General features: G+C 31.2%; 21 protein-coding genes. All 21 read left to right on the top strand.

The annotated features are described in order from the left end of the window. The first annotated feature begins 45 nt into the window (after nt 1-45). The 21 genes from HBE96_RS14225 to HBE96_RS14125 all read left to right on the top strand — a co-directional run bounded on the left by HBE96_RS14225 (nt 46) and on the right by HBE96_RS14125 (nt 19677). On the top strand, nt 46-1227 hold the full coding sequence (locus HBE96_RS14225) for a 1-propanol dehydrogenase PduQ (protein ID WP_169298392.1): 1182 nt from the start codon (nt 46-48) through the stop codon (nt 1225-1227). A gap of 161 nt (nt 1228-1388) precedes the next feature. Next, on the top strand, nt 1389-1733 hold the full coding sequence (locus HBE96_RS14220; protein ID WP_169298391.1) for a BMC domain-containing protein: 345 nt from the start codon (nt 1389-1391) through the stop codon (nt 1731-1733). Nucleotides 1734-1776: 43 nt separating this feature from the next. Further along, on the top strand, nt 1777-2205 hold the full coding sequence (locus HBE96_RS14215; RefSeq protein WP_169298390.1) for a EutP/PduV family microcompartment system protein: 429 nt from the start codon (nt 1777-1779) through the stop codon (nt 2203-2205). A gap of 39 nt (nt 2206-2244) precedes the next feature. Beyond that, nucleotides 2245-2817: an ANTAR domain-containing response regulator gene (locus HBE96_RS14210; protein WP_169298389.1), complete on the top strand. Its 573-nt coding sequence runs from the start codon at nt 2245-2247 to the stop codon at nt 2815-2817. Next, on the top strand, nt 2810-4246 hold the full coding sequence (locus HBE96_RS14205; protein WP_169298388.1) for a sensor histidine kinase: 1437 nt from the start codon (nt 2810-2812) through the stop codon (nt 4244-4246). The genes HBE96_RS14210 and HBE96_RS14205 overlap by 8 nt, the downstream gene beginning before the upstream one ends. Before the next feature lie 127 nt (nt 4247-4373). Then, nucleotides 4374-5807, top strand: a complete 1434-nt coding sequence (gene eutA, locus HBE96_RS14200; protein WP_169298387.1) for an ethanolamine ammonia-lyase reactivating factor EutA — start codon at nt 4374-4376, stop codon at nt 5805-5807. 22 nt (nt 5808-5829) lie between these two features. Beyond that, nucleotides 5830-7194, top strand: a complete 1365-nt coding sequence (locus HBE96_RS14195; RefSeq protein ID WP_169298386.1) for an ethanolamine ammonia-lyase subunit EutB — start codon at nt 5830-5832, stop codon at nt 7192-7194. A gap of 20 nt (nt 7195-7214) precedes the next feature. Continuing rightward, nucleotides 7215-8102 (top strand): ethanolamine ammonia-lyase subunit EutC, encoded by an 888-nt coding sequence (eutC, locus tag HBE96_RS14190; RefSeq protein WP_169298477.1) that lies wholly within the window; start codon nt 7215-7217, stop codon nt 8100-8102. 21 nt (nt 8103-8123) lie between these two features. Next, nucleotides 8124-8777, top strand: coding sequence for an ethanolamine utilization microcompartment protein EutL (eutL, locus tag HBE96_RS14185; RefSeq protein WP_169298385.1), 654 nt, complete (start codon nt 8124-8126; stop codon nt 8775-8777). A gap of 14 nt (nt 8778-8791) precedes the next feature. Next, nucleotides 8792-9388, top strand: coding sequence for a BMC domain-containing protein (locus HBE96_RS26695; RefSeq protein WP_169298384.1), 597 nt, complete (start codon nt 8792-8794; stop codon nt 9386-9388). A 4-nt stretch (nt 9389-9392) separates the two neighbouring features. Further along, the gene (locus tag HBE96_RS14175) at nt 9393-10859 is read left to right on the top strand and encodes an acetaldehyde dehydrogenase (acetylating) (protein ID WP_169298383.1); all 1467 of its coding nucleotides are present in this window, start codon (nt 9393-9395) and stop codon (nt 10857-10859) included. Between the two features lie 57 nt (nt 10860-10916). Beyond that, nucleotides 10917-11204, top strand: a complete 288-nt coding sequence (locus tag HBE96_RS14170; RefSeq protein WP_169298382.1) for a BMC domain-containing protein — start codon at nt 10917-10919, stop codon at nt 11202-11204. A gap of 158 nt (nt 11205-11362) precedes the next feature. Further along, a complete protein-coding gene (locus tag HBE96_RS14165) occupies nt 11363-12124 on the top strand; it encodes a cobalamin adenosyltransferase (RefSeq protein WP_206154936.1) in 762 nt (253 codons plus the stop codon). 8 nt (nt 12125-12132) lie between these two features. Further along, a complete protein-coding gene (eutD, locus tag HBE96_RS14160; protein WP_425350742.1) occupies nt 12133-12765 on the top strand; it encodes an ethanolamine utilization phosphate acetyltransferase EutD in 633 nt (210 codons plus the stop codon). A gap of 24 nt (nt 12766-12789) precedes the next feature. After that, nucleotides 12790-13497 (top strand): hypothetical protein, encoded by a 708-nt coding sequence (locus tag HBE96_RS14155; protein ID WP_169298380.1) that lies wholly within the window; start codon nt 12790-12792, stop codon nt 13495-13497. Nucleotides 13498-13512: 15 nt separating this feature from the next. After that, nucleotides 13513-13794, top strand: a complete 282-nt coding sequence (locus HBE96_RS14150) for a EutN/CcmL family microcompartment protein (protein ID WP_169298379.1) — start codon at nt 13513-13515, stop codon at nt 13792-13794. 70 nt (nt 13795-13864) lie between these two features. Then, nucleotides 13865-14995, top strand: coding sequence for an ethanolamine utilization protein EutH (eutH, locus tag HBE96_RS14145; protein ID WP_169298378.1), 1131 nt, complete (start codon nt 13865-13867; stop codon nt 14993-14995). A gap of 31 nt (nt 14996-15026) precedes the next feature. Continuing rightward, nucleotides 15027-15485, top strand: coding sequence for a cupin domain-containing protein (locus HBE96_RS14140; protein ID WP_169298377.1), 459 nt, complete (start codon nt 15027-15029; stop codon nt 15483-15485). Nucleotides 15486-16148: 663 nt separating this feature from the next. Next, on the top strand, nt 16149-16946 hold the full coding sequence (locus HBE96_RS14135) for an FAD binding domain-containing protein (protein WP_169298376.1): 798 nt from the start codon (nt 16149-16151) through the stop codon (nt 16944-16946). Beyond that, nucleotides 16937-17386 (top strand): 2Fe-2S iron-sulfur cluster-binding protein, encoded by a 450-nt coding sequence (locus tag HBE96_RS14130; RefSeq protein ID WP_169298375.1) that lies wholly within the window; start codon nt 16937-16939, stop codon nt 17384-17386. The genes HBE96_RS14135 and HBE96_RS14130 overlap by 10 nt, the downstream gene beginning before the upstream one ends. 2 nt (nt 17387-17388) lie before the next feature. Next, nucleotides 17389-19677: a xanthine dehydrogenase family protein molybdopterin-binding subunit gene (locus HBE96_RS14125; protein WP_169298374.1), complete on the top strand. Its 2289-nt coding sequence runs from the start codon at nt 17389-17391 to the stop codon at nt 19675-19677. Nucleotides 19678-19724: the final 47 nt, after the last annotated feature.

Raw genomic sequence — 19724 nt, 5'->3', positions numbered from 1 at the left:
ACCATAGGAGGATGAGTTTCAATATTAAACATAAGGAGGATTTACATGGAAGATTTTAAATTAAAAACAAGTATTTTTTTTGGAGAAGGGTCTTTAAAAAGATTGAGTGAGTTACAATGTAATAAGGTGTTTATAGTAACAGATCCTTTTATGGTTAAATCAGGTTCTATAAATAAGATAGTGGATAAATTTAAAAATACAGATATGGATTTATCAATATTTTCAGATGTAGTACCAGATCCACCTATAGAAAATATAATTAAAGGTGTAAAGGTTATAATGGAATTTGATCCAGATGTTGTAGTGGCTTTAGGTGGTGGTTCGGCTATTGATACAGCAAAAGCTATACGTTTATTTAGAAATAAAATATCAAATCAATTACAAAGCAGTACAAATAAGAAAAAAGTTAAATTTATTGCTATACCAACTACAAGTGGTACTGGATCAGAAGTTACTAATTTTTCAGTTATAACGGATAAAGAAAAAGGTATAAAATATCCTTTAATTTCAGATGAACTTTTAGCAGACGAAGCAATACTTGATGCAGAACTTGTAAAGACTGTTCCAGATTTTATTACAGCAGATACAGGTATGGATGTTTTGACGCATGCAATTGAAGCTTACGTTTCATTAAAGTCCACAGATTATACAGATGCTTTAGCTGAAAAATCTATAAAAATGGTTTTTGAAAATTTAATTGCTGCATATAAGCAGGGGGATAATATGGAAGCTAGAAGAAAAATGCACAATGCATCCTGTATGGCAGGAATAGCATTTAATTCAGCTTCATTAGGCATAAATCATGGAATAGCACATACAATAGGAGGAAGATTCCACCTTTCTCATGGAAGAACTAATGCTATATTATTACCTTATGTAATAGAATTTAATGCAGATATGAAAAATACTTCAATTTACAATTATTCAGATTGCTCAGATAGTAATGCTGCGAAAAAGTATGCACAAATAGCAAGTATTTTGGGACTTCCATGTCCAACTGTGAGACAGGGAGTAAAAAATCTTATATCAGCTATAAATAAGCTATTAAAAGATCTTAAAATACCAAATTCATTTAAAGAAGCAGGATTGGATAAGAAGAAATTTTATGATGAATTGACTACACTTTCACAAAAGTCTATAAATGACAGATGTAGTAGTACAAACCCTAAAGATCTAAACATTGAAGAAATAATTGAATTACTTAAAAAGTCGTACAATGGCAAATAGTAATAAATTTTAAAAATATATTGACATATTTAATCAAAAAGTGTAATATTTAATCATAGATACACAATGAAGTGTATGAATTTAGAAAAGCAATGAGGCTTCTTAGAAATATATTTTATTTTTAAGAGGCCTATTTTATTTGAAAGAGGTGATAATGCATTATGGAAGACAAACAAAGAATAATTCAAGAATATGTGCCAGGGAAACAGGTAACATTAGCTCATATTATAGCCAATCCCAATAAGGATATATATAAGAAGTTAGGACTTGTTTCTGAGATAAAAGATGCCATAGGCATTCTCACTATAACTCCAAGTGAAGCGTCTATAATAGCTGCAGATGTAGCAACTAAAGCAGCTGGAGTATCAATAGGTTTTTTAGACAGATTCAGTGGTTCTTTAGTTATAACAGGGGATGTAGGAAGTGTAGAGTCAGCTGTTAAAGCAGTGCTCAATGTTTTAACTAACACAAATTCTTTTTCAGCATCGCCTATTACAAAGTCATAAAGTATTTTTAAATAATTAAAGTATTAGAGGAGTTATATTAAATATGAAAACGTTATTGCTCATAGGAAGGACAGGCTCTGGAAAAACTACATTGACTCAGGTGCTAAATAAAGAATGTGTGCAATATAAAAAAACTCAAGCTATTGAAGTTTGTGAAAATATAATCGATACTCCTGGAGAATACATAGAAAATAGAGCTTATTATAAAGCTTTAATAGTATCTTCAGTGGAGGCAGATATAATTGCATTTGTTCAGGATTGTACAGAGGAAGAAAGTTTATTTCCACCAGAATTTGCGGGGGCTTTTGAAAAGACAGTTATAGGAATTATAACAAAAATAGATTTGTGTAAATGTGAAGACAGCATAAAAAGGGCACAAAAGTTACTTGAAATTGCAGGCGCTAAAAAGATATTTAAAGTTAGTAGTACAGAAAGTTCAGGTATAGATGAAATAAAAAAATGTATTCATTAAAATTTATTTAAATATATTTTTTATTTATGAGGTGAAGATATGTTAAAAAGAATAGTAATAGCCGATGATGAACCTATTACAAGAATGGATTTACGAGAAATGCTGGAAGAAGCTAAGTACAATGTGGTAGCAGAAGCTTCTGATGGATTTGATGCAGTGGAGCTTTGTAGAAAATATTCGCCGGATTTGGTGATTATGGATATAAAGATGCCTATACTTGATGGACTAAATGCTACAAAAATAATTCAAAATGAAAATTTAGCAGGTGGAGTAGTGCTTCTTACAGCCTACAGTGGAAATGATTTTATTGAAAAAGCAGCTAAAGTTGGAGCAATAGGATACTTGGTAAAACCACTAGATCAAAAATCTTTAGTTCCTACTCTTGAGGTAGCAATATCTAAAAGTAGAGAACTTAAAAAGATGAAGGAAGATCTTGAAAATGTTAGTAAGAAACTTGAAGAAAGAAAAACAATAGAAAAGGCTAAAGGATTGTTAATAAAAAAAGAAAACATTAGTGAAGAAGATGCTTACTCTAGAATTAGAAATTTAAGTATGAATAAAAGATGCACCATGAAACAAATATCGGAGGTAATACTTTCGAATTATGCGTAATTCAAACATAAGAGAATTATGTATACAATATACCGATTTAACTAATTATGATATATTAAAAATAGAAGATATGGTGTGTTCAATACAACCTTTAGCAGATGTATCTAATGGAAATGTATTTATAGATTGTCCAACAAGAGATAAAGATGTAGCAATAGTAGTAGCAGAAGCAAAACCACTAAGTGGTAAGAGTATGTATAAAAATTCAGTAGTTGGGAAATTAGCTTATAGAGATAATGAGCCAGCAGTATTAAGAACATTAGAGCTTGGTATAGCTACCAAGGAATTAAAAGCTGTAACTCAAGAAATGGTAAATGTGAGACAAAATGTTGCACCTATTGAAAATAATAATAGGGTAATAGGTGCACTTATAATAGAAAAAGATGTAACAGGTAAGATTAATAATGACAGATATGTGGAAATGCTAACTGAAGGATATAAAACATTAACAGATACACTTATGTCTATAACTGAAGGTGGCAATCCTATAACTAACAATTTAGATCAAGCTATAATCATGTTTGATGAAAATGGTATAGTAAGGTTTAAAAATCCTAAAGCTGATAGGCTTTATTCCAAATTAGGTTATAAGGATACGTTAATTGGTATGGATTATAATAATATATCCTTTGATAATTCTACATTTGAAAATGTTATAAAAGACATTAGTATGGAGAATACTTCTTCAGGTCAAAGTATTCAAGTACAAGAAGTTAATGTTGGAAATTTGTTTTTAGAATTAAAAAGAATATTTATACCAGCAAAGACAATAAAACTTATTATAATGATTAAGGACATAACCAGTATGAAACAAAAGGAAAAAGAACTTATATTAAAATCTGTGGCTATTAAAGAAATACACCACAGAGTTAAAAATAATCTTCAAACCGTAGCAAGTCTTTTAAGGCTTCAAGCTAGGAGAAGTGATAATGAAAATACAAAAGAGTCTTTAAATGAAAGTATGAATAGGATATTAAGTATAGCAGCTACCCATGAGATTCTTGCTAAGGAAGGTATAGATGAAGTAAATATTCAGGATGTAATAAGCAATATAAAAAACAATAGTGTAAAATATTTTGATGGTGAAAGCAAAAATATAAAAGTAAATTTAGAAGGTGACGATTTTAAAATAGATTCTGATAAGGCAACTTCTATAGCATTAGTTGTAAATGAGTTATTACAAAATTCTATGCACTATGCTTTTAAAAATAAGGATTCAGGAATTATAAATATAATAATTAAAAAAGGCGAAATTTATTCTGCTATAAACTTAATAGATAATGGAATAGGTTTTGATATTAAAAATAAGAGAAGCAACAGTCTTGGTTTAAGCATAGTACAGAATTTAGTAAAAGATAAATTAAATGGAGATATAGATATAGTTTCAAATAGCAAAGGAACAAAAATAAGATTTGATTTTAAAAATTAAAATAGTGAATTAAACACAAAGGCGTGTTTATATAATCAAGCAAAGAGGCTTAAAATTATTATTTAAACTTAAATTTAAATAATAATTTTAAGCCTCTTTGTATTTTTAAAAGGAAGGAGGATTGAAAGTGAAAGAAGAGATTTTAAGTGTAGGAATTGACATAGGAACATCTACTACACAACTTATATTTAGTAATATAACAATTGAAAATACAGCTTCAAGTTTTTCTGTACCAAGAATAAGTATAGTGGATAAGAAAATTGTATATAGAAGTGATATTTACTTTACACCTCTTATATCTCAAAAAGAAATTAATGGTGAAAGGGTAAGAGAAATTGTAAAAAGTGAATATGAGAAAGCAGGAGTATCTAAGGAAGATGTTAGAACAGGAGCTGTAATTATAACAGGAGAAACTGCAAGAAAGAACAATGCCAATGATGTAATACAAAAATTAAGTGGGTTTGCTGGAGATTTTGTAGTGGCAACTGCAGGACCAGATCTTGAGTCAATAATTTCAGGAAAAGGTGCAGGTGCAGACAGAATATCTAAGGAAGAAAATACTGTGGTAGTTAATTTAGACATTGGTGGAGGAACTACAAATAGTGCAGTATTTAATAGAGGAGAATTAGTAGAAGTTGGATGCCTTGACATAGGTGGAAGACTCATAAAAATTGATAAATCCTCAAAAAAAATAATCTACATAGCAGAAAAAGTAAAAGAGCTATGTAAGCTAAAGAAAATTGAAATTCAAGAGGGTGAGGAAGCTTCAAAGGATAAGCTTTCTACTGTAGTAGATGAAATGGTAAAGCTTTTGGAAGAAAGCGTAGGGCTTAGGGAAAGATCAGGATTTTATGAAAGAATTATAACTAATAAAGGATTAGATCTTAAAAAAGATATAAAATGCATAACTTTTTCAGGAGGCGTTGCAGATTATATATACAATGAACCAGATGGAGAAATTTTTAAATATGGTGATATAGGAATATTGTTAGGTCAAGCTATTAAAAAATCTTTTTTATGTGAAAAGTTAAACTTAAAAAAATCTCAAGAAACTATAAGAGCTACAGTGGTAGGTGCAGGTTCACATACTACAGATATAAGTGGAAGTACTATAACTTACACAGAAGATAAACTTCCTATAAAAAATCTTCCAATATTAAAGTTATCTTCAGAAGATGAAAAATTAGATCCTAAAGAACTTACTAAAGTTATAAAAGAAAAATTAAACTGGTTTGTTTTAGAAAATGAAATTCAGCCAGTGGCACTTGCTTTAAAAGCTAAGAAGAATCCTAGTTTTAAAGAAATTCAAGAGATCTCTAGTGTGTTAATAGAAAGTATGACAGAAATAATTAAAGAGGATTTTCCTATTATAGTTGTAGTAGAAAATGATATTGCTAAGGTTTTGGGACAAACTATACAGAATAACTTAAAGTTTAATAAACCAGTTATATGTATAGATGCTATAAAAGTTCAAAATGGGGACTACATTGATATTGGTAAGCCATTAGCAGATGGAAAGGTAGTACCTGTAGTAATTAAGACATTGGTATTTAATTCTTAATAATACAAAGGAGGGAATTGTTTTGAAATTAAAAACAAAATTATTTGGACATGTATATAAATTCAAATCATTGATGGAAGTAATGGCTAAAGCTAATGAAGAAAAATCAGGAGATAAGCTTGCTGGAATTGCTGCCGAATCTTCTGAGGAGAGAGTAGCAGCTAAGGTAGTTTTATCAGAAGTTACTTTGGAAGATTTGAGAAATAATCCAGCAGTACCATACGAAGTTGATGAAGTAACAAGAATAATTCAAGATGCAGTAAATGAAAAAATTTATAATGAAATAAAAAATTGGACAGTATCAGAATTAAGAGAATGGATATTAGATGAGGACACTACTGGTGCTGATATAAAGAGAGTAAGCAGAGGATTAACTAGTGAAATGGTTTCTGCTGTAGCAAAATTAATGTCAAATTTAGATTTGATATATGGAGCAAAAAAAATAAGAATATCTGCTCACTGTAATACAACTATAGGATTAGATGGAACTTTATCTGCAAGACTTCAACCTAACCATCCTACAGATGATCCTGATGGAATACTTGCCTCCCTTATGGAAGGTTTAAGCTTTGGTATAGGAGATGCTGTTATAGGATTAAACCCAGTTGATGATTCTGTGGAAAGTGTAACAAAAGTATTAAAGAAATTTGATGAATTTAAAAATAAATGGAAAATACCAACACAGAATTGTGTACTTGCACATGTAACAACTCAAATGGAAGCTGTAAGAAAAGGAGCTCCAACTGATCTTATATTCCAAAGTATAGCAGGTTCGCAAAAAGGAAATGAAGCTTTTGGAATAACTGGAGACATGATTGAAGAAGCTAGACAACTTGCATTAAAAGAAGGTACTGCAGAAGGACCAAATGTAATGTATTTTGAAACTGGACAGGGATCTGAATTATCTTCAGACAGCCATCATGGAGTTGACCAGCTTACTATGGAAGCAAGATGTTATGGTTTTGCTAAAAAATACAATCCTTTCCTTGTAAACACAGTAGTTGGATTTATAGGACCTGAATACTTATATGATAGCAAACAGGTTATAAGAGCAGGATTAGAGGATCATTTCATGGGCAAACTTACAGGAATACCAATGGGTTGTGATGCTTGTTACACTAACCATATGAAAGCAGATCAAAATGACATAGAAAACTTAGCTGTACTTCTTGCAGCAGCAGGTTGTAACTACTTTATGGGAGTGCCACATGGTGATGATGTAATGCTTAACTATCAATGTACAGGATACCATGATACAGCTACTTTAAGAGAATTATTAAACCTAAAACCAATAAAGGAATTTGATGAATGGCTTAATAAAATGGGTTTTATAGAAAATGGAAAATTAACTAAAAAAGCAGGAGATGCATCTGTATTTCTTAAATAGTGAAAGGAGAAATATCAATGATATCAGAAGTAGAATTAAAACAATTAGTTTCCCAACTTTTAACGGAAATGACAAGTGATAAAAAAGAGGAAGTTAAAAAAGAAATTGAGCATAAAGAATGTGTATCATCATCTCAGGTAGAAAATGGATTTGTAGATGATATAACAGAAATTAATATAAAAGAGCAGCTTTTAGTACCAAATCCATCAGATGCTGAAGGATATTTAAAAATGAAAGAAAAGACTCCAGCAAGAATTGGAATATGGAGAGCTGGTCCAAGATATAAAACAGAAACTTCACTTAGATTTAGAGCAGATCATGCAGCAGCACAGGATTCAGTATTTTCGGACGTTTCTGAGGAATTTTTAAAGGAAGAAAATCTTTTCTCAGTAAAAACTTTATGTGAAAATAAGGACGAATATATAACAAGACCAGATTTAGGAAGAAAATTTTCAAAGGAAACAATAGATGAAATTAAATCTAAGTGCACTAACAAACCACAGGTTCAAATTTATGTATCAGATGGCTTAAGCTCAGCTGCAATAGAAGCTAATATCAGGGATATACTTCCAGCTATTATGCAGGGACTTAATTCTTATAATTTAAGTGTTGGAACTACTTTCTTTGTAAAATACGGAAGAGTAGGAGCTATGGATGTAATTTCAGAAGCATTACAGGCAGATGTTACTTGCGTGCTTATAGGAGAAAGACCAGGTCTTGTAACAGCAGAAAGTATGAGTGCGTATATAGCTTATAAGGCAACAGTAAATATGCCAGAAGCTAGAAGAACTGTTGTTTCCAACATACACAAAGGTGGAACAGCACCAGTTGAAGCAGGAGCACATATAGCTGAAATCATAAAAGAAATTTTGGATAAAAAAGCAAGCGGTATAGATTTAAAAATTTAACTGGTTTAGGAGGAAAAGCATATGAAAAACGAAGCTATTCGTGCAACAGTATTAAGTGTAAAGATAATTTCAAATGTCAGTCCAGAAATGGCTAAAGCCTTTAATTTAGAATCACATCACAAAAGTCTTGGTTTAATAACATCAGATATAGATGATGTAACTTACACTGCTTTAGATGAAGCTACAAAAGCAGCAGATGTAGATGTAGTTTATGCAAAATCAATGTATGCAGGTTCTGCTAATGCAAGTACAAAATTAGTTGGTGAAGTTATAGGTATACTTGCAGGACCAAATCCAGCAGAAGTTAGAAGTGGACTTAACTCACTTCTTGACTTTGTAGAAAATGGAGCACATTTTGTAAGTGCTAATGATGACGATTCAATAGTATATTATGCTCATTGCATATCAAGAACTGGAACATACCTTTCTAAAGTAGCTAATATAAAAGAAGGAGAAGCAATAGCTTATTTAATAGCACCTCCTCTTGAGGCAATGTATGGATTAGATGCAGCTTTAAAAGCAGCAGATGTAAGTTTAGCAGCATTTTACGGACCACCATCAGAAACTAACTTTGGTGGAGGATTATTAACAGGAAGTCAATCAGCTTGTAAAGCAGCATGCGATGCTTTTGCTGCAGCAGTTCAGTTTGTAGCTGAAAACCCAACAGCTTTTTAAGATAAGGTAACTTTATGAATAATGGAGCATTAGGGTTAATAGAAGTATACGGTTACCTTGGTGCCATAGAAGCTGCTGATACGGCACTTAAAGCTGCTAATGTTGATTTAATAGGATGTGAAAAAGTAAAAGGTGGAATAGTTACTGTAAAGATAAAAGGAGATGTAGGAGCTGTTAATTCAGCAGTACAAGCTGCAGAAGAAGCTGCTAAAAAAATCTCTAAACTTATTTCAACACATGTTATAGCAAGACCAGATATAAGTACCTGGAGTATTGTAGAAAAAAATTCACAGCTAATTGAAAGTAATGTCAATGATACACAAAAGACTGAAACTATAGAAGATAATGATTCTATTTGTGAAGATGTAATTGTTGAAAAAGTTTTAAATGATGCAGAGGAAAATAAAAACATAACATGTGAAAAAACTGAGGAAGTTATAACTGAAGAAATTGTAAATGAAGATTTTGCAAAAGAGTTAGAAAAGAAAACTGTGGAAGAATTACGAAGATTAGTAAGATCAATGAAATCGCCTATGACAAACAAACAAATTAAATTTGCTAGAAAAGATAAGCTGATTCAAGAAATACTAACCTATTATAAGGAGGAGTAAATAGATGGACGTTATAGATAAGGACTTAATATCTATTCAAGAAGTTAGAAGTCTTGTATCAAAAGCTAAAGAAGCTCAAAAGATACTTGCAGCAATGAGTCAGGAACAAATAAATAAAATAGTTAAGGCAATATCAGATGCTGGAGCTAAAAATGCAGAAAAATTAGCTAGAATGGCAGAAGAAGAAACAGGATTTGGTAAGTGGAGAGATAAAATTATAAAAAATACCTTTGCCAGCAAGTCAGTTTATGAATATATAAAAGATATGAAAACCGTAGGAATCATAAATGAGGATAGGGAAAAGAAAATTGCAGAGATAGCAGTACCTGTAGGTGTTGTAGCAGGTCTTGTACCTTCAACAAATCCTACTTCAACAGTTATATATAAGGCTATGATATCTGTTAAAGGTGGAAATTCTATAGTTTTCTCACCACATCCTAATGCAAAAAATTGCATATTAGAAACTATTAAAATTATTTCTAAAGCAGCAGTTGAAGCAGGATGTCCAGAAGGAGCTATAGCAGGTATTACAGTTCCAAGTATGGAAGGCACATCTGAACTTATGAAACATAAAGATGTAGCTTTAATACTTGCAACTGGTGGATCAGCAATGGTAAAAGCAGCATACAGTTCAGGAACACCAGCCATAGGAGTAGGACCTGGAAATGGACCTGCATTCATAGAAAAATCTGCAGATATAAAATTAGCTGTTAAGAGAATTTTAGATAGTAAAACTTTTGATAATGGAACAATATGTGCTTCTGAGCAATCAGTAGTAGTAGAAGAATGTTCAAAAGATAAGGTTATTGAAGAGTTCAAAAAACAAGGTGGATACTTCATGACAGAAGAAGAAGCAGATAGATTATCAAAATTTATATTAAGAGCTAATGGAACAATGAATCCTAAAATTGTAGGTAAGAGTCCTAAGAATATAGCAGAAATGGCAGGTATAAGTATACCAGAAGGTACACGAGTACTTATTGCTAAGGAAACAAGAGTGGGAAAACAATATCCTTATTCAAGAGAAAAACTTGCTCCAATTTTAGCATTTTATTGTGAAGAAAATTGGGAAAAAGCATGTGAAAAATGTATAGATGTATTAAATAACGAAGGGGCTGGACATACTCTTATAATTCATTCAAAAAATGAAGATATAATAAGAGAATTTGCACTAAAAAAACCAGTTTCAAGAATTCTTGTAAATACTCCAGGAGCTTTAGGTGGAATAGGAGCAGCAACAAATCTTGTTCCAGCGCTAACTTTAGGCTGTGGAGCAGTAGGTGGAAGTTCAACTTCTGATAATATAGGACCTATGAATTTAATCAATATAAGAAGAATGGTTTATGGAGTTAAAGAAATAGAAGAGTTAAGAGGAGAAGATAAAGTTTCTTCTTGTGAAAATTTAAAAGATTTAAATGAAGAATATATAAATGCAATAGTTGAAAAATTACTAGAAAAACTTAAAGGTTAATAAGTAAAAGATTATAAATTAAAATAAAATTATTTAAATATTTAGGAGGAATTTAAAATGGCAAGTACAAACGCATTAGGAATGATTGAAACAAAAGGATTAGTAGGAGCAATAGAAGCAGCAGATGCTATGGTTAAGGCTGCAAATGTTACTTTAGTAGGAAAAGAACATGTAGGAGGCGGACTTGTTACAGTAATGGTAAGAGGAGACGTTGGAGCTGTTAAAGCAGCTACAGATGCTGGTGCAGCAGCTGCAGAAAGAGTTGGAGAATTAATATCAGTTCATGTAATTCCAAGACCACATACAGAAGTAGATGCAATACTTCCAAAAGTAGAAATTCAATAAATTTATTTAAATAGATAAAGGAATTGCTGTTTACTCCAGATTAAGAACATGGGGACAAGCTAGCGGTTATTAGAAACTAATAAAATATACTATCCGTTAGGTAGTTAACTTACGGATAGTATGTTTATATAGGACATTCTAAAAAGGATGTGAAAATTATGGTACTTACAGAAGCAGGAGTAAGAAGGGAACTTAAAAATTTACCAGAAGGTGAAAAGAATTTTCAAATAGAAAAAGGGGTTATTGTAACTCCGTCTGCAAGACAATATTTAAATGATAGAAATATTAAGTTAGTAATAGTTGATAAATTAACTAATAAAAATAGCAAAGTTGAAGTTTCAAACCAAAGTGAAGATTCGGGTAAAATTTTTCCTAAATATAAGTGCTTTCAAGGTGGTTATTTAGAGGAAAAACCTGAACACATGACTCAGCTTTATGGAAATAAGTTAGTATTTAAAGATCATAAAAAAATTGTATTAAGAGGAAAAATAGATAGTTTAGAGTCTAAAATATTAGAAACTCAAGTTTTAGCAGTAAAACTTCAAAATGAAAAGTTAGTATTAGAGCTGGAAGAAATTTTATCCTTTGTAAGAGAGATATTAAGGTGTGAAGTTTTAGAGAAACCTCTCAGAGATATTAATCTTATAGGAATGAATGAAAAGGAAATTAGAGAAATTTCTCATAATCCTAAAAAGTATTTTAATATGGAACACTTTTTTACAAGTTATAAGATGGGTGAAATTGTAATTTCAATAAATTCATTAAGAAGTGCTGTTCGTGAGGTAGAAATAGAAGCATTTAAAGCTTTTAAAAATGAAGAGGGAGAGGTATCAAGAGAAGATATCATAAGAGCTCTAAATAGATTAAGCAGCTGCTTTTATGTAATAATGTTTAGATATCTTACAGGTAAATATAAGTAGAAAGGGGTATAAGGTTGGCAAGTTTAGATTTGGAATTTATAGTTCAAGAAGCTTTAAAAAGAATTGAAGAAAAACTTTCTATACAGGTTGAAGCTTCTGGAAGGCATGTACATCTTTCGAGAGAAGATGTAGAATTACTTTTTGGCTCAGGGTATAAGCTTACAAAAGCAAAAGAGTTGTCTCAAGTAGGAGAGTATGCTTGCAAAGAAAGGGTTACACTTATAGGACCTAAAGGTACTATTAAAAATGTAGTGGTTTTAGGACCAGAAAGAAAAAATACTCAAATAGAACTTTCTCTTACTGATGCTCTTTCTTTAGGAATAAAGGCTCCTATTAGAGAGTCTGGAAATATTAAAGGCAGTGCAGCAATTACTGTAGCAACAGAAAAATCTTCTAAGGATTTTAAGGAAGGTGCTATAGTAGCTAAGAGACACATACATTTATGTCCTAAAGATGCAGCTTTTTACAATGTAAAGGATAAAGAGATAGTTAAAGTTAAAGTTTTAAGCAGCAGACCTTTAATTTTCGATGATGTTGTTATAAGGGTAAATGAAAACTTCAGAACTTTTATGCACATAGATTATGATGAAGCAAATGCTTGTGGATTTGTAAAAGGAACAAGAGCAAAAATTTTAAAATAGCTTTCCATAAAGGATGTGATATAATTGGATATGGAAAATTTAGTAGATATGATTACTAAAGAAGTAATGAGAAGAATACAAAAGTTATCCTATGATGAGAATAGATACATTAAGGATAAAGTATTATTGCTGGAAGATTGTTTTGAAAATTCTAATATAAAAGAAGCTTTAGAAGAAAAGTATATAGTTGATTCATATAGCAGTGATATAAATGTAGACTGTTATAAGGCAATTGTATTATCAAAATTAAATTTAAAAGTTTTATCTAATTTAGCTCTTGGACTTTGTAATGGTGAATATGAACACATTATTATAAATGCACTTTTTAAAGGTAAAAGAGTATACGTTTTAGAAGATGGAATAGAATATAGAAAATATATGTCAGGTGCCAATAAAAACTTATATAAGCTTTACACAGAATATGAACAAAAACTTATATATAATGGTGTTGATATATTAAATGAAGGAAATTTAATAAGAACATTGTTATGTGGACAAGATATTCACAGATCACAGAACCATGAAGTTTATGAGAACAGTATAAGCGAAAAAATTGAAAAAGAACAAGAGGTTATAAAGAATTCTTTGAGTAAAAAGCTTATAACAGAATTAGACTTAAGAAGGCTTTATATGGATGGTGTAAAGGAAATAGGCATACTTAAAAAATCTATATTAACACCACTTGCACAAGACTTTATTAGAATTAACCATTTAAAAATAAAGAGAGTGTAGCTTTGGAGGAAAACTATGGTTATAGGAAAAGTTATTGGCAATGTATGGGCTACAAGAAAAGATGAAAAGTTAAATGGGTTAAAGTTTCTTGTAGTATCACCGTCTAAAAGTACGGATGAAGGTGGAAGGTCAGCCTTTGTAGCTGTTGATAATGTAGGTGCAGGGATAGGAGAAACTGTACTTGTAACAAAGGGAAGTGCAGCAAAGTCTTCCTTTGATATAAAAGCAGTCCCTATAGATGCAGTGATTGTTGGAATTATTGATAGTCTGGAAGTAGAAGAAAGTTTACTAAAATAAATCATGTTAAAAAAATAACTATTGATTAGTGTATTTCTTTAATATGTTTAAACGGAGGGATGGGGATAACATGCAAATAAATGAAATAATTATATATATCATGGTTGTATTTATGGCTGTTTCAGCTATTGATAAATGTATTGGAAATAAGTTCGGACTAGGAGAGAAATTTGAAGAAGGTTTTATGGCTATGGGTTCACTTACTGTAGCAATGGTAGGTGTTATATGTTTGGCTCCAGTGCTTGCAAACGTGTTAAAACCAGTAGTAGTTCCACTTTATAAAGCTCTTGGTGCAGATCCATCTATGTTTGCAACAACATTACTTGCTTGTGATATGGGAGGATTTCCACTTGCAACTCAACTTGCAGAAACTAAAGCAGCAGGTTTATTTGCAGGAGCAATACTAGGATCAATGATGGGACCTACAATAGTATTTACAATTCCAGTAGCACTTGGAATCATCGAGAAAAAAGATCATAAGTTCTTAGCAACAGGTGTGCTTGCAGGTATTATAACAATTCCAATAGGCTGTTTAATAGGTGGTCTTGTAGCAGGACTTGGAATAGGAATGATACTTAGAAATTTAGTACCAATAGTAATTTTTGCAGCGCTTATAGCTATAGGACTTTGGAAAATACCAGAAAAAATGATAAATGGATTTAACTTGTTCGGAAAATTTGTAGTTATACTTATAACAATAGGACTTGCTTGTGGAATAATAGAAAAGCTAACAGGATTAGTTATAATCCCAGGAATGACTCCACTAGATGACGGAATTAAAGTAGTTGGAGATATTGCAGTAGTATTAGCTGGTGCATTCCCTATGGTTTATGTAATTACAAAAGTATTTAAAAAGCCACTTATGAGACTTGGATCACTTCTTGGAATGAATGATGTTGCAGCAGCAGGTATGGTAGCAACTCTTGCAAATAATATTCCTATGTTTGGAATGCTTAAAGATATGGATGACAGAGGTAAGCTTATAAATGTAGCCTTTGCTGTAAGTGCAGCTTTTGTATTTGGTGATCATTTAGGTTTTGTTGCAGGTGTGGCAAAACAAATGATATTCCCTATGATAGTTGGAAAGCTGGTTGGAGGCGTTACGGCAGTGATGTTGGCTTGTGTAATAGCTTCTAAAAGCAGTATTGTATCTAAAAATAATGAAGGTAAAGCCCCAGGCAGTGAAGCGATGAATTCTTAAATATTAGTTGGTAAAATTAGGAGGTATATATATGCAAAATATTGATTCAAAATTACTTGAAGATATGGTAAGAAAAATAATTACAGAAACTTTAACTGGAAGTACTAACAAGGAAGACTTTGAAAAACATGTAGATCCAAGTGGAATATTATCAGTAAAATTAAATACAGTTAAACCAGAAAAATTTGATACAGGAAAAGAAGGAGATAAAGTTTATCTTAAAGATCTTGTAACTTTAGAGGAGAGTCCAAGACTTGGATGTGGTCTTATGGAAATGGATAAGACATGTTTTGACTGGACATTAACATATGATGAAGTAGATTATGTTATAGAAGGAACTTTAGAAATTAATATAGATGGAAGAAAAGTTGTAGGAAATCGAGGAGATATAATCTTTATACCTAAAAACTCAAAAATACAATTTTCAGTACCAAACTATGCAAAGTTTTTATATGTAACATATCCAGCAGATTGGGCAGAACAAAAATAGAATAAATAGTATATCAAGTGATTCTTAGACTCAGGTGGAGTTTGCTTGTGAGGAATACCTCTTACCTGAGCAAAAACTCGTTAAATGTCATTTAGACATTTAACCCATCTGAGCCTTAGAAGAACTTATCCAGGCGCGTAAAGTAGCTATCCCCCACTTAAAGAAGATGGGGGTATTAGCAATGGTAGCGATCGGATAAATTAGAGCTGTGAAACATAAGGGATAGGACCTTATTTTCACAGCTTTTTTTTATAAGAAAAACTTTTTGAATGAGGATTAGTTTGTTATTTTTTTAAGATTCTTTATAAAGATATTCGCATATACTTATTAAAGATAAACTTGATATAATGCCTATAAGTAAAATATAGAATAATTAAATATAATCACGAAGTATATGTGTTTTAAAAAGTAAAAATATTCGTGATTAAAATCGTATACAAATAAAATCGTGTATTATGTTTTATAAAAAGCATGCAAATTTAATGAAAATGGGTATATATACAAATTTTTTTGTAAAAAAATAAATAAATATTCGTTTTTTATAAAATGTATGATATAATAAATTCTGTAAAAATATAAAAACACGAACAATACATATTTTTGCCCAAGATTACATGATAATGGAAATTTAAATAAGAAATTATAATATATAAGGAGATTAATATGTTTACAATACTAGATCTAGTTCAACCTGAAACAATTGATGAAGCATATAGAATGCTTACGGATAAAAAAAGCAATACCATTCTTGGAGGATGTGCCTTTTTAAGAATGGGTGCAAAACGAATAGGAACAGCTATAGATTTATCAAAACTTAATTTAAATTATATAAAAGAAGATAATGAATATATAGAAGTAGGGGCTATGACAACTTTTAGAGATATTGAGACAAGTCCTTTGTTTAAAGAATATTTTAATGGATTATTACCTAAATCTGTTAGTAACATAATAGGAGTGCAGTTTAGAAATGTAGTCACTGTAGGTGCTACTGTATACTCAAAGTATGGTTTTTCTGATTTAATAACAGCTTTATTATCTTTGGACACAGAAGTAGAACTATATAAAGGAAAAAGAATGTTTTTGGAAGAGTTTTTAGAAAGACCTTATGAAAAAGATATTTTAACTAGAATATTTATAAAGAAAAATAATAGAAAAGCTGTTTATGAAAATTTAAGAAATGCTATAAGTGATTATCCAATATTAAATGTAGCTGTTTCAAGATTAGAAAATCAGTGGAATATAGTCGTGGGAGCTAGACCTTTAAATGCTAAAATTGCTAAAGCTGCATCAAAGGAGTTATCAAGGGAAGATTTTAGTACGCAAAATATAGAGAATATAGCAAGTATGGCTTCAGAAGAGTTATGTTTTGGAACAAATATGAGGGGTTCTGGAGAATATAGAAAATCTATGTGTAAAGTTCTTATAAAGAGAGCAATAATGGAGGTATTACAGTGCAAATAGAAGTTATTATAAATAATAAAAAAGTTAATTTTGAAATAGAAAAAGATGAGTTTTTAGCAGATACTTTAAGAAATAATGGAATAATGAGTGTAAGAAAAGGCTGTGATACAACTTGCTGCGGGCTTTGCACAGTATGGATAGATGGAAAGCCAACTTTATCCTGTTCAACTTTATCTATAAGAGTTAATGGAAAAAATATTACTACTATAGAAGGAGTACAGAAAGAAGCAGAGGAGTTTGCCAAAATTCTTGTATCAGAAGGAGCAGATCAGTGTGGATTTTGTAGTCCAGGTTTTATAATGACTGTAATTGCTATGAAAAATGAGCTTAAAAATCCAACAGAAGAAGAAATAATTCACTATTTAACTGGCAACTTATGCAGATGTACAGGTTATATGGGACAATTAAGGGCAGTTAAAAAATATCTGGGGGTAGCATAAACATGAGAATAGTTGGTAAAGGTATTTCAAAAATAGATGGAATGAGTATTGTAACTGGTAAACCTGTTTATACAGAGGATTTAGCAGTTAAAGATGCGTTAGTTATAAAAATACTTAGAAGTCCCCATGCTTTTGCAAAAATAAAGTCTATAGACACATCAAAAGCAGAAAAAATAGATGGTGTGGAATGTGTTTTAACATATAAAGATGTACCTAATGTAAGATTTACTTTAGCTGGACAATCTTATCCAGAACCTTCACCTTATGATCGTTTAATATTAGATGAAGTTGTAAGATATGTAGGAGATGAAGTGGCAATTGTAGCTGCAGTTGATGAAAAAACTGCATTAAAAGCTATGAAATTAATAAAGGTTGAATATGAGAAGTTTGAACCTGTTTTGGATTTTGAAAAAGCAGAAGGACATAAGTCAGTAATTCATGCAGAAGACAATCTTCACTGCAATTTTGATATTGGCATGCAGAAAGAAAAAAATGTTGTTTCAATTCAAAAGATAGAAGCTGGAGATTTAGAAAAGGAATTTGAAAATTGTGATGTGGTGGTAGAGGATACTTATTATACACAAGCACAGGCTCACTGTATGATGGAAACTTATCGTTCATTTAATTATATTGATCATGCAGGAAGACTTGTTGTTATAAGTTCTACACAAATTCCCTTTCATGTTAGAAGAAAATTAGCTAGAGCTCTTGATATACCATCAAGTAAAATAAGAGTAATTAAGCCAAGAATAGGTGGAGGATTTGGTGGTAAACAAACTGTTGCAGTGGAAATATTTTCGGCTATAGTAACTTTAAAAACAGGAAAACCATCTATGATTATATATGATAGAAAAGAAACTTTTGAATGTACAACTACCCGTCATGCTATGAGAGTAAAAGTTAGAATGGGAGCCGATAGTGAAGGATATATAAGAGCCATAGATATACAGGCTTTGTCAGATACAGGAGCTTATGGTGAACATGCATCTACAGTATTTGGACTTGTAGGTCAAAAAACTCTTCCTTTATATAATAAAACAAAAGCTGTTAGATTTATGGGAAGTGTAGTATATACAAACAAAACTCCATCAGGAGCTTTTAGAGGATATGGAGCAACTCAAGGAACTTTTGCTGTTGAATGTACTGTTAATAAATTAGCACAAGCTTTAAAAATGGACCCAACAGAAATTAGAATGAAAAATTTAATTAAGGCAGGAGAAACGTGCTTAATATATGATGATGGTAAGAAAATAGAAAGTTCTACTCTTCACAAATGCATAGAAAAAGGTAAAAAGTTAATAGGTTGGGATGAAAAATATCCTAAAAGAGAGATAAGTGAAACTAAAGTAAGAGCTGTAGGCATGGCAGTGACTATGCAGGGTTCGGGAATAGAAAAAATAGATACTGCTTCTGCTGAAGTTAGATTAAATGATGATGGAAATTACACACTTCTTGTAGGTTCTACAGATATGGGAACTGGAAGTGATACAATACTTACTCAAATGGCAGCTGAAATTTTAGAAACTGATATGAAAAAAATTATAGTATATTCAGCAGATACAGATGTATCGCCATATGATCCAGGTTCTTATGCTTCTAGTACAACTTATGTTACAGGAATGGCTGTAGTAAAGGCAGCGGAAGATTTAAAAGAAAAGATTGTAAGGCAAGCAGCTAAAATGTTAGAAGTATCTTTTGAAGATGTGGAATTTGATGGAGAAACTATAAAAACTGTTGATGGAAAGAAAAATTTAAGTTTAGAAAAATTAGCTGAACAGATGGTATTAGGCACAGTAAAATGTCAGCTTGTAGGCAATGCTACTCATGGAAGTGAAGTATCTCCACCGCCATTTATTGCAGGATTTGCAGAAATAGAAGTAGACAAAGAGACAGGAAAAATAGACATGATAGACTATGTGGCTGTAACAGATTGTGGAACAGTTATAAATTCTAATTTAGCTAGACTTCAGGTAGAAGGTGGAATTTCTCAAGGTATAGGATTAGCACTTTATGAAGATGTGTTGTATAATAAAAATGGTAAACTTATGACAAACACATTTATGCAGTATAAAATTCCATGCAGAAAAGATGTAGGAAATATAAGAGTGGATTTTGAAGAAAGTTATGAGCCAACAGGACCTTTTGGAGCAAAATCCATAGGAGAAGTAGTTGTAAATACACCAGCACCAGCAATTGCACAAGCAGTTTATAATGCTGTAGGTGTTAGAATTACATCTCTTCCAATAACTCCAGAAAAGGTGTTTATGGCAATACAAGAAAAGAGTAAATAAGGAATCTTCAAAAAAATAACAAGTCCATATGCTAGTTTGTTTTTGTA

This window comes from Clostridium muellerianum (genome assembly GCF_012926525.1).
Classification (GTDB): domain Bacteria; phylum Bacillota; class Clostridia; order Clostridiales; family Clostridiaceae; genus Clostridium_AM; species Clostridium_AM muellerianum.
Note: the sequence above shows the minus strand (reverse complement) of the source record. Positions and strands in the feature narration are given on the sequence as shown.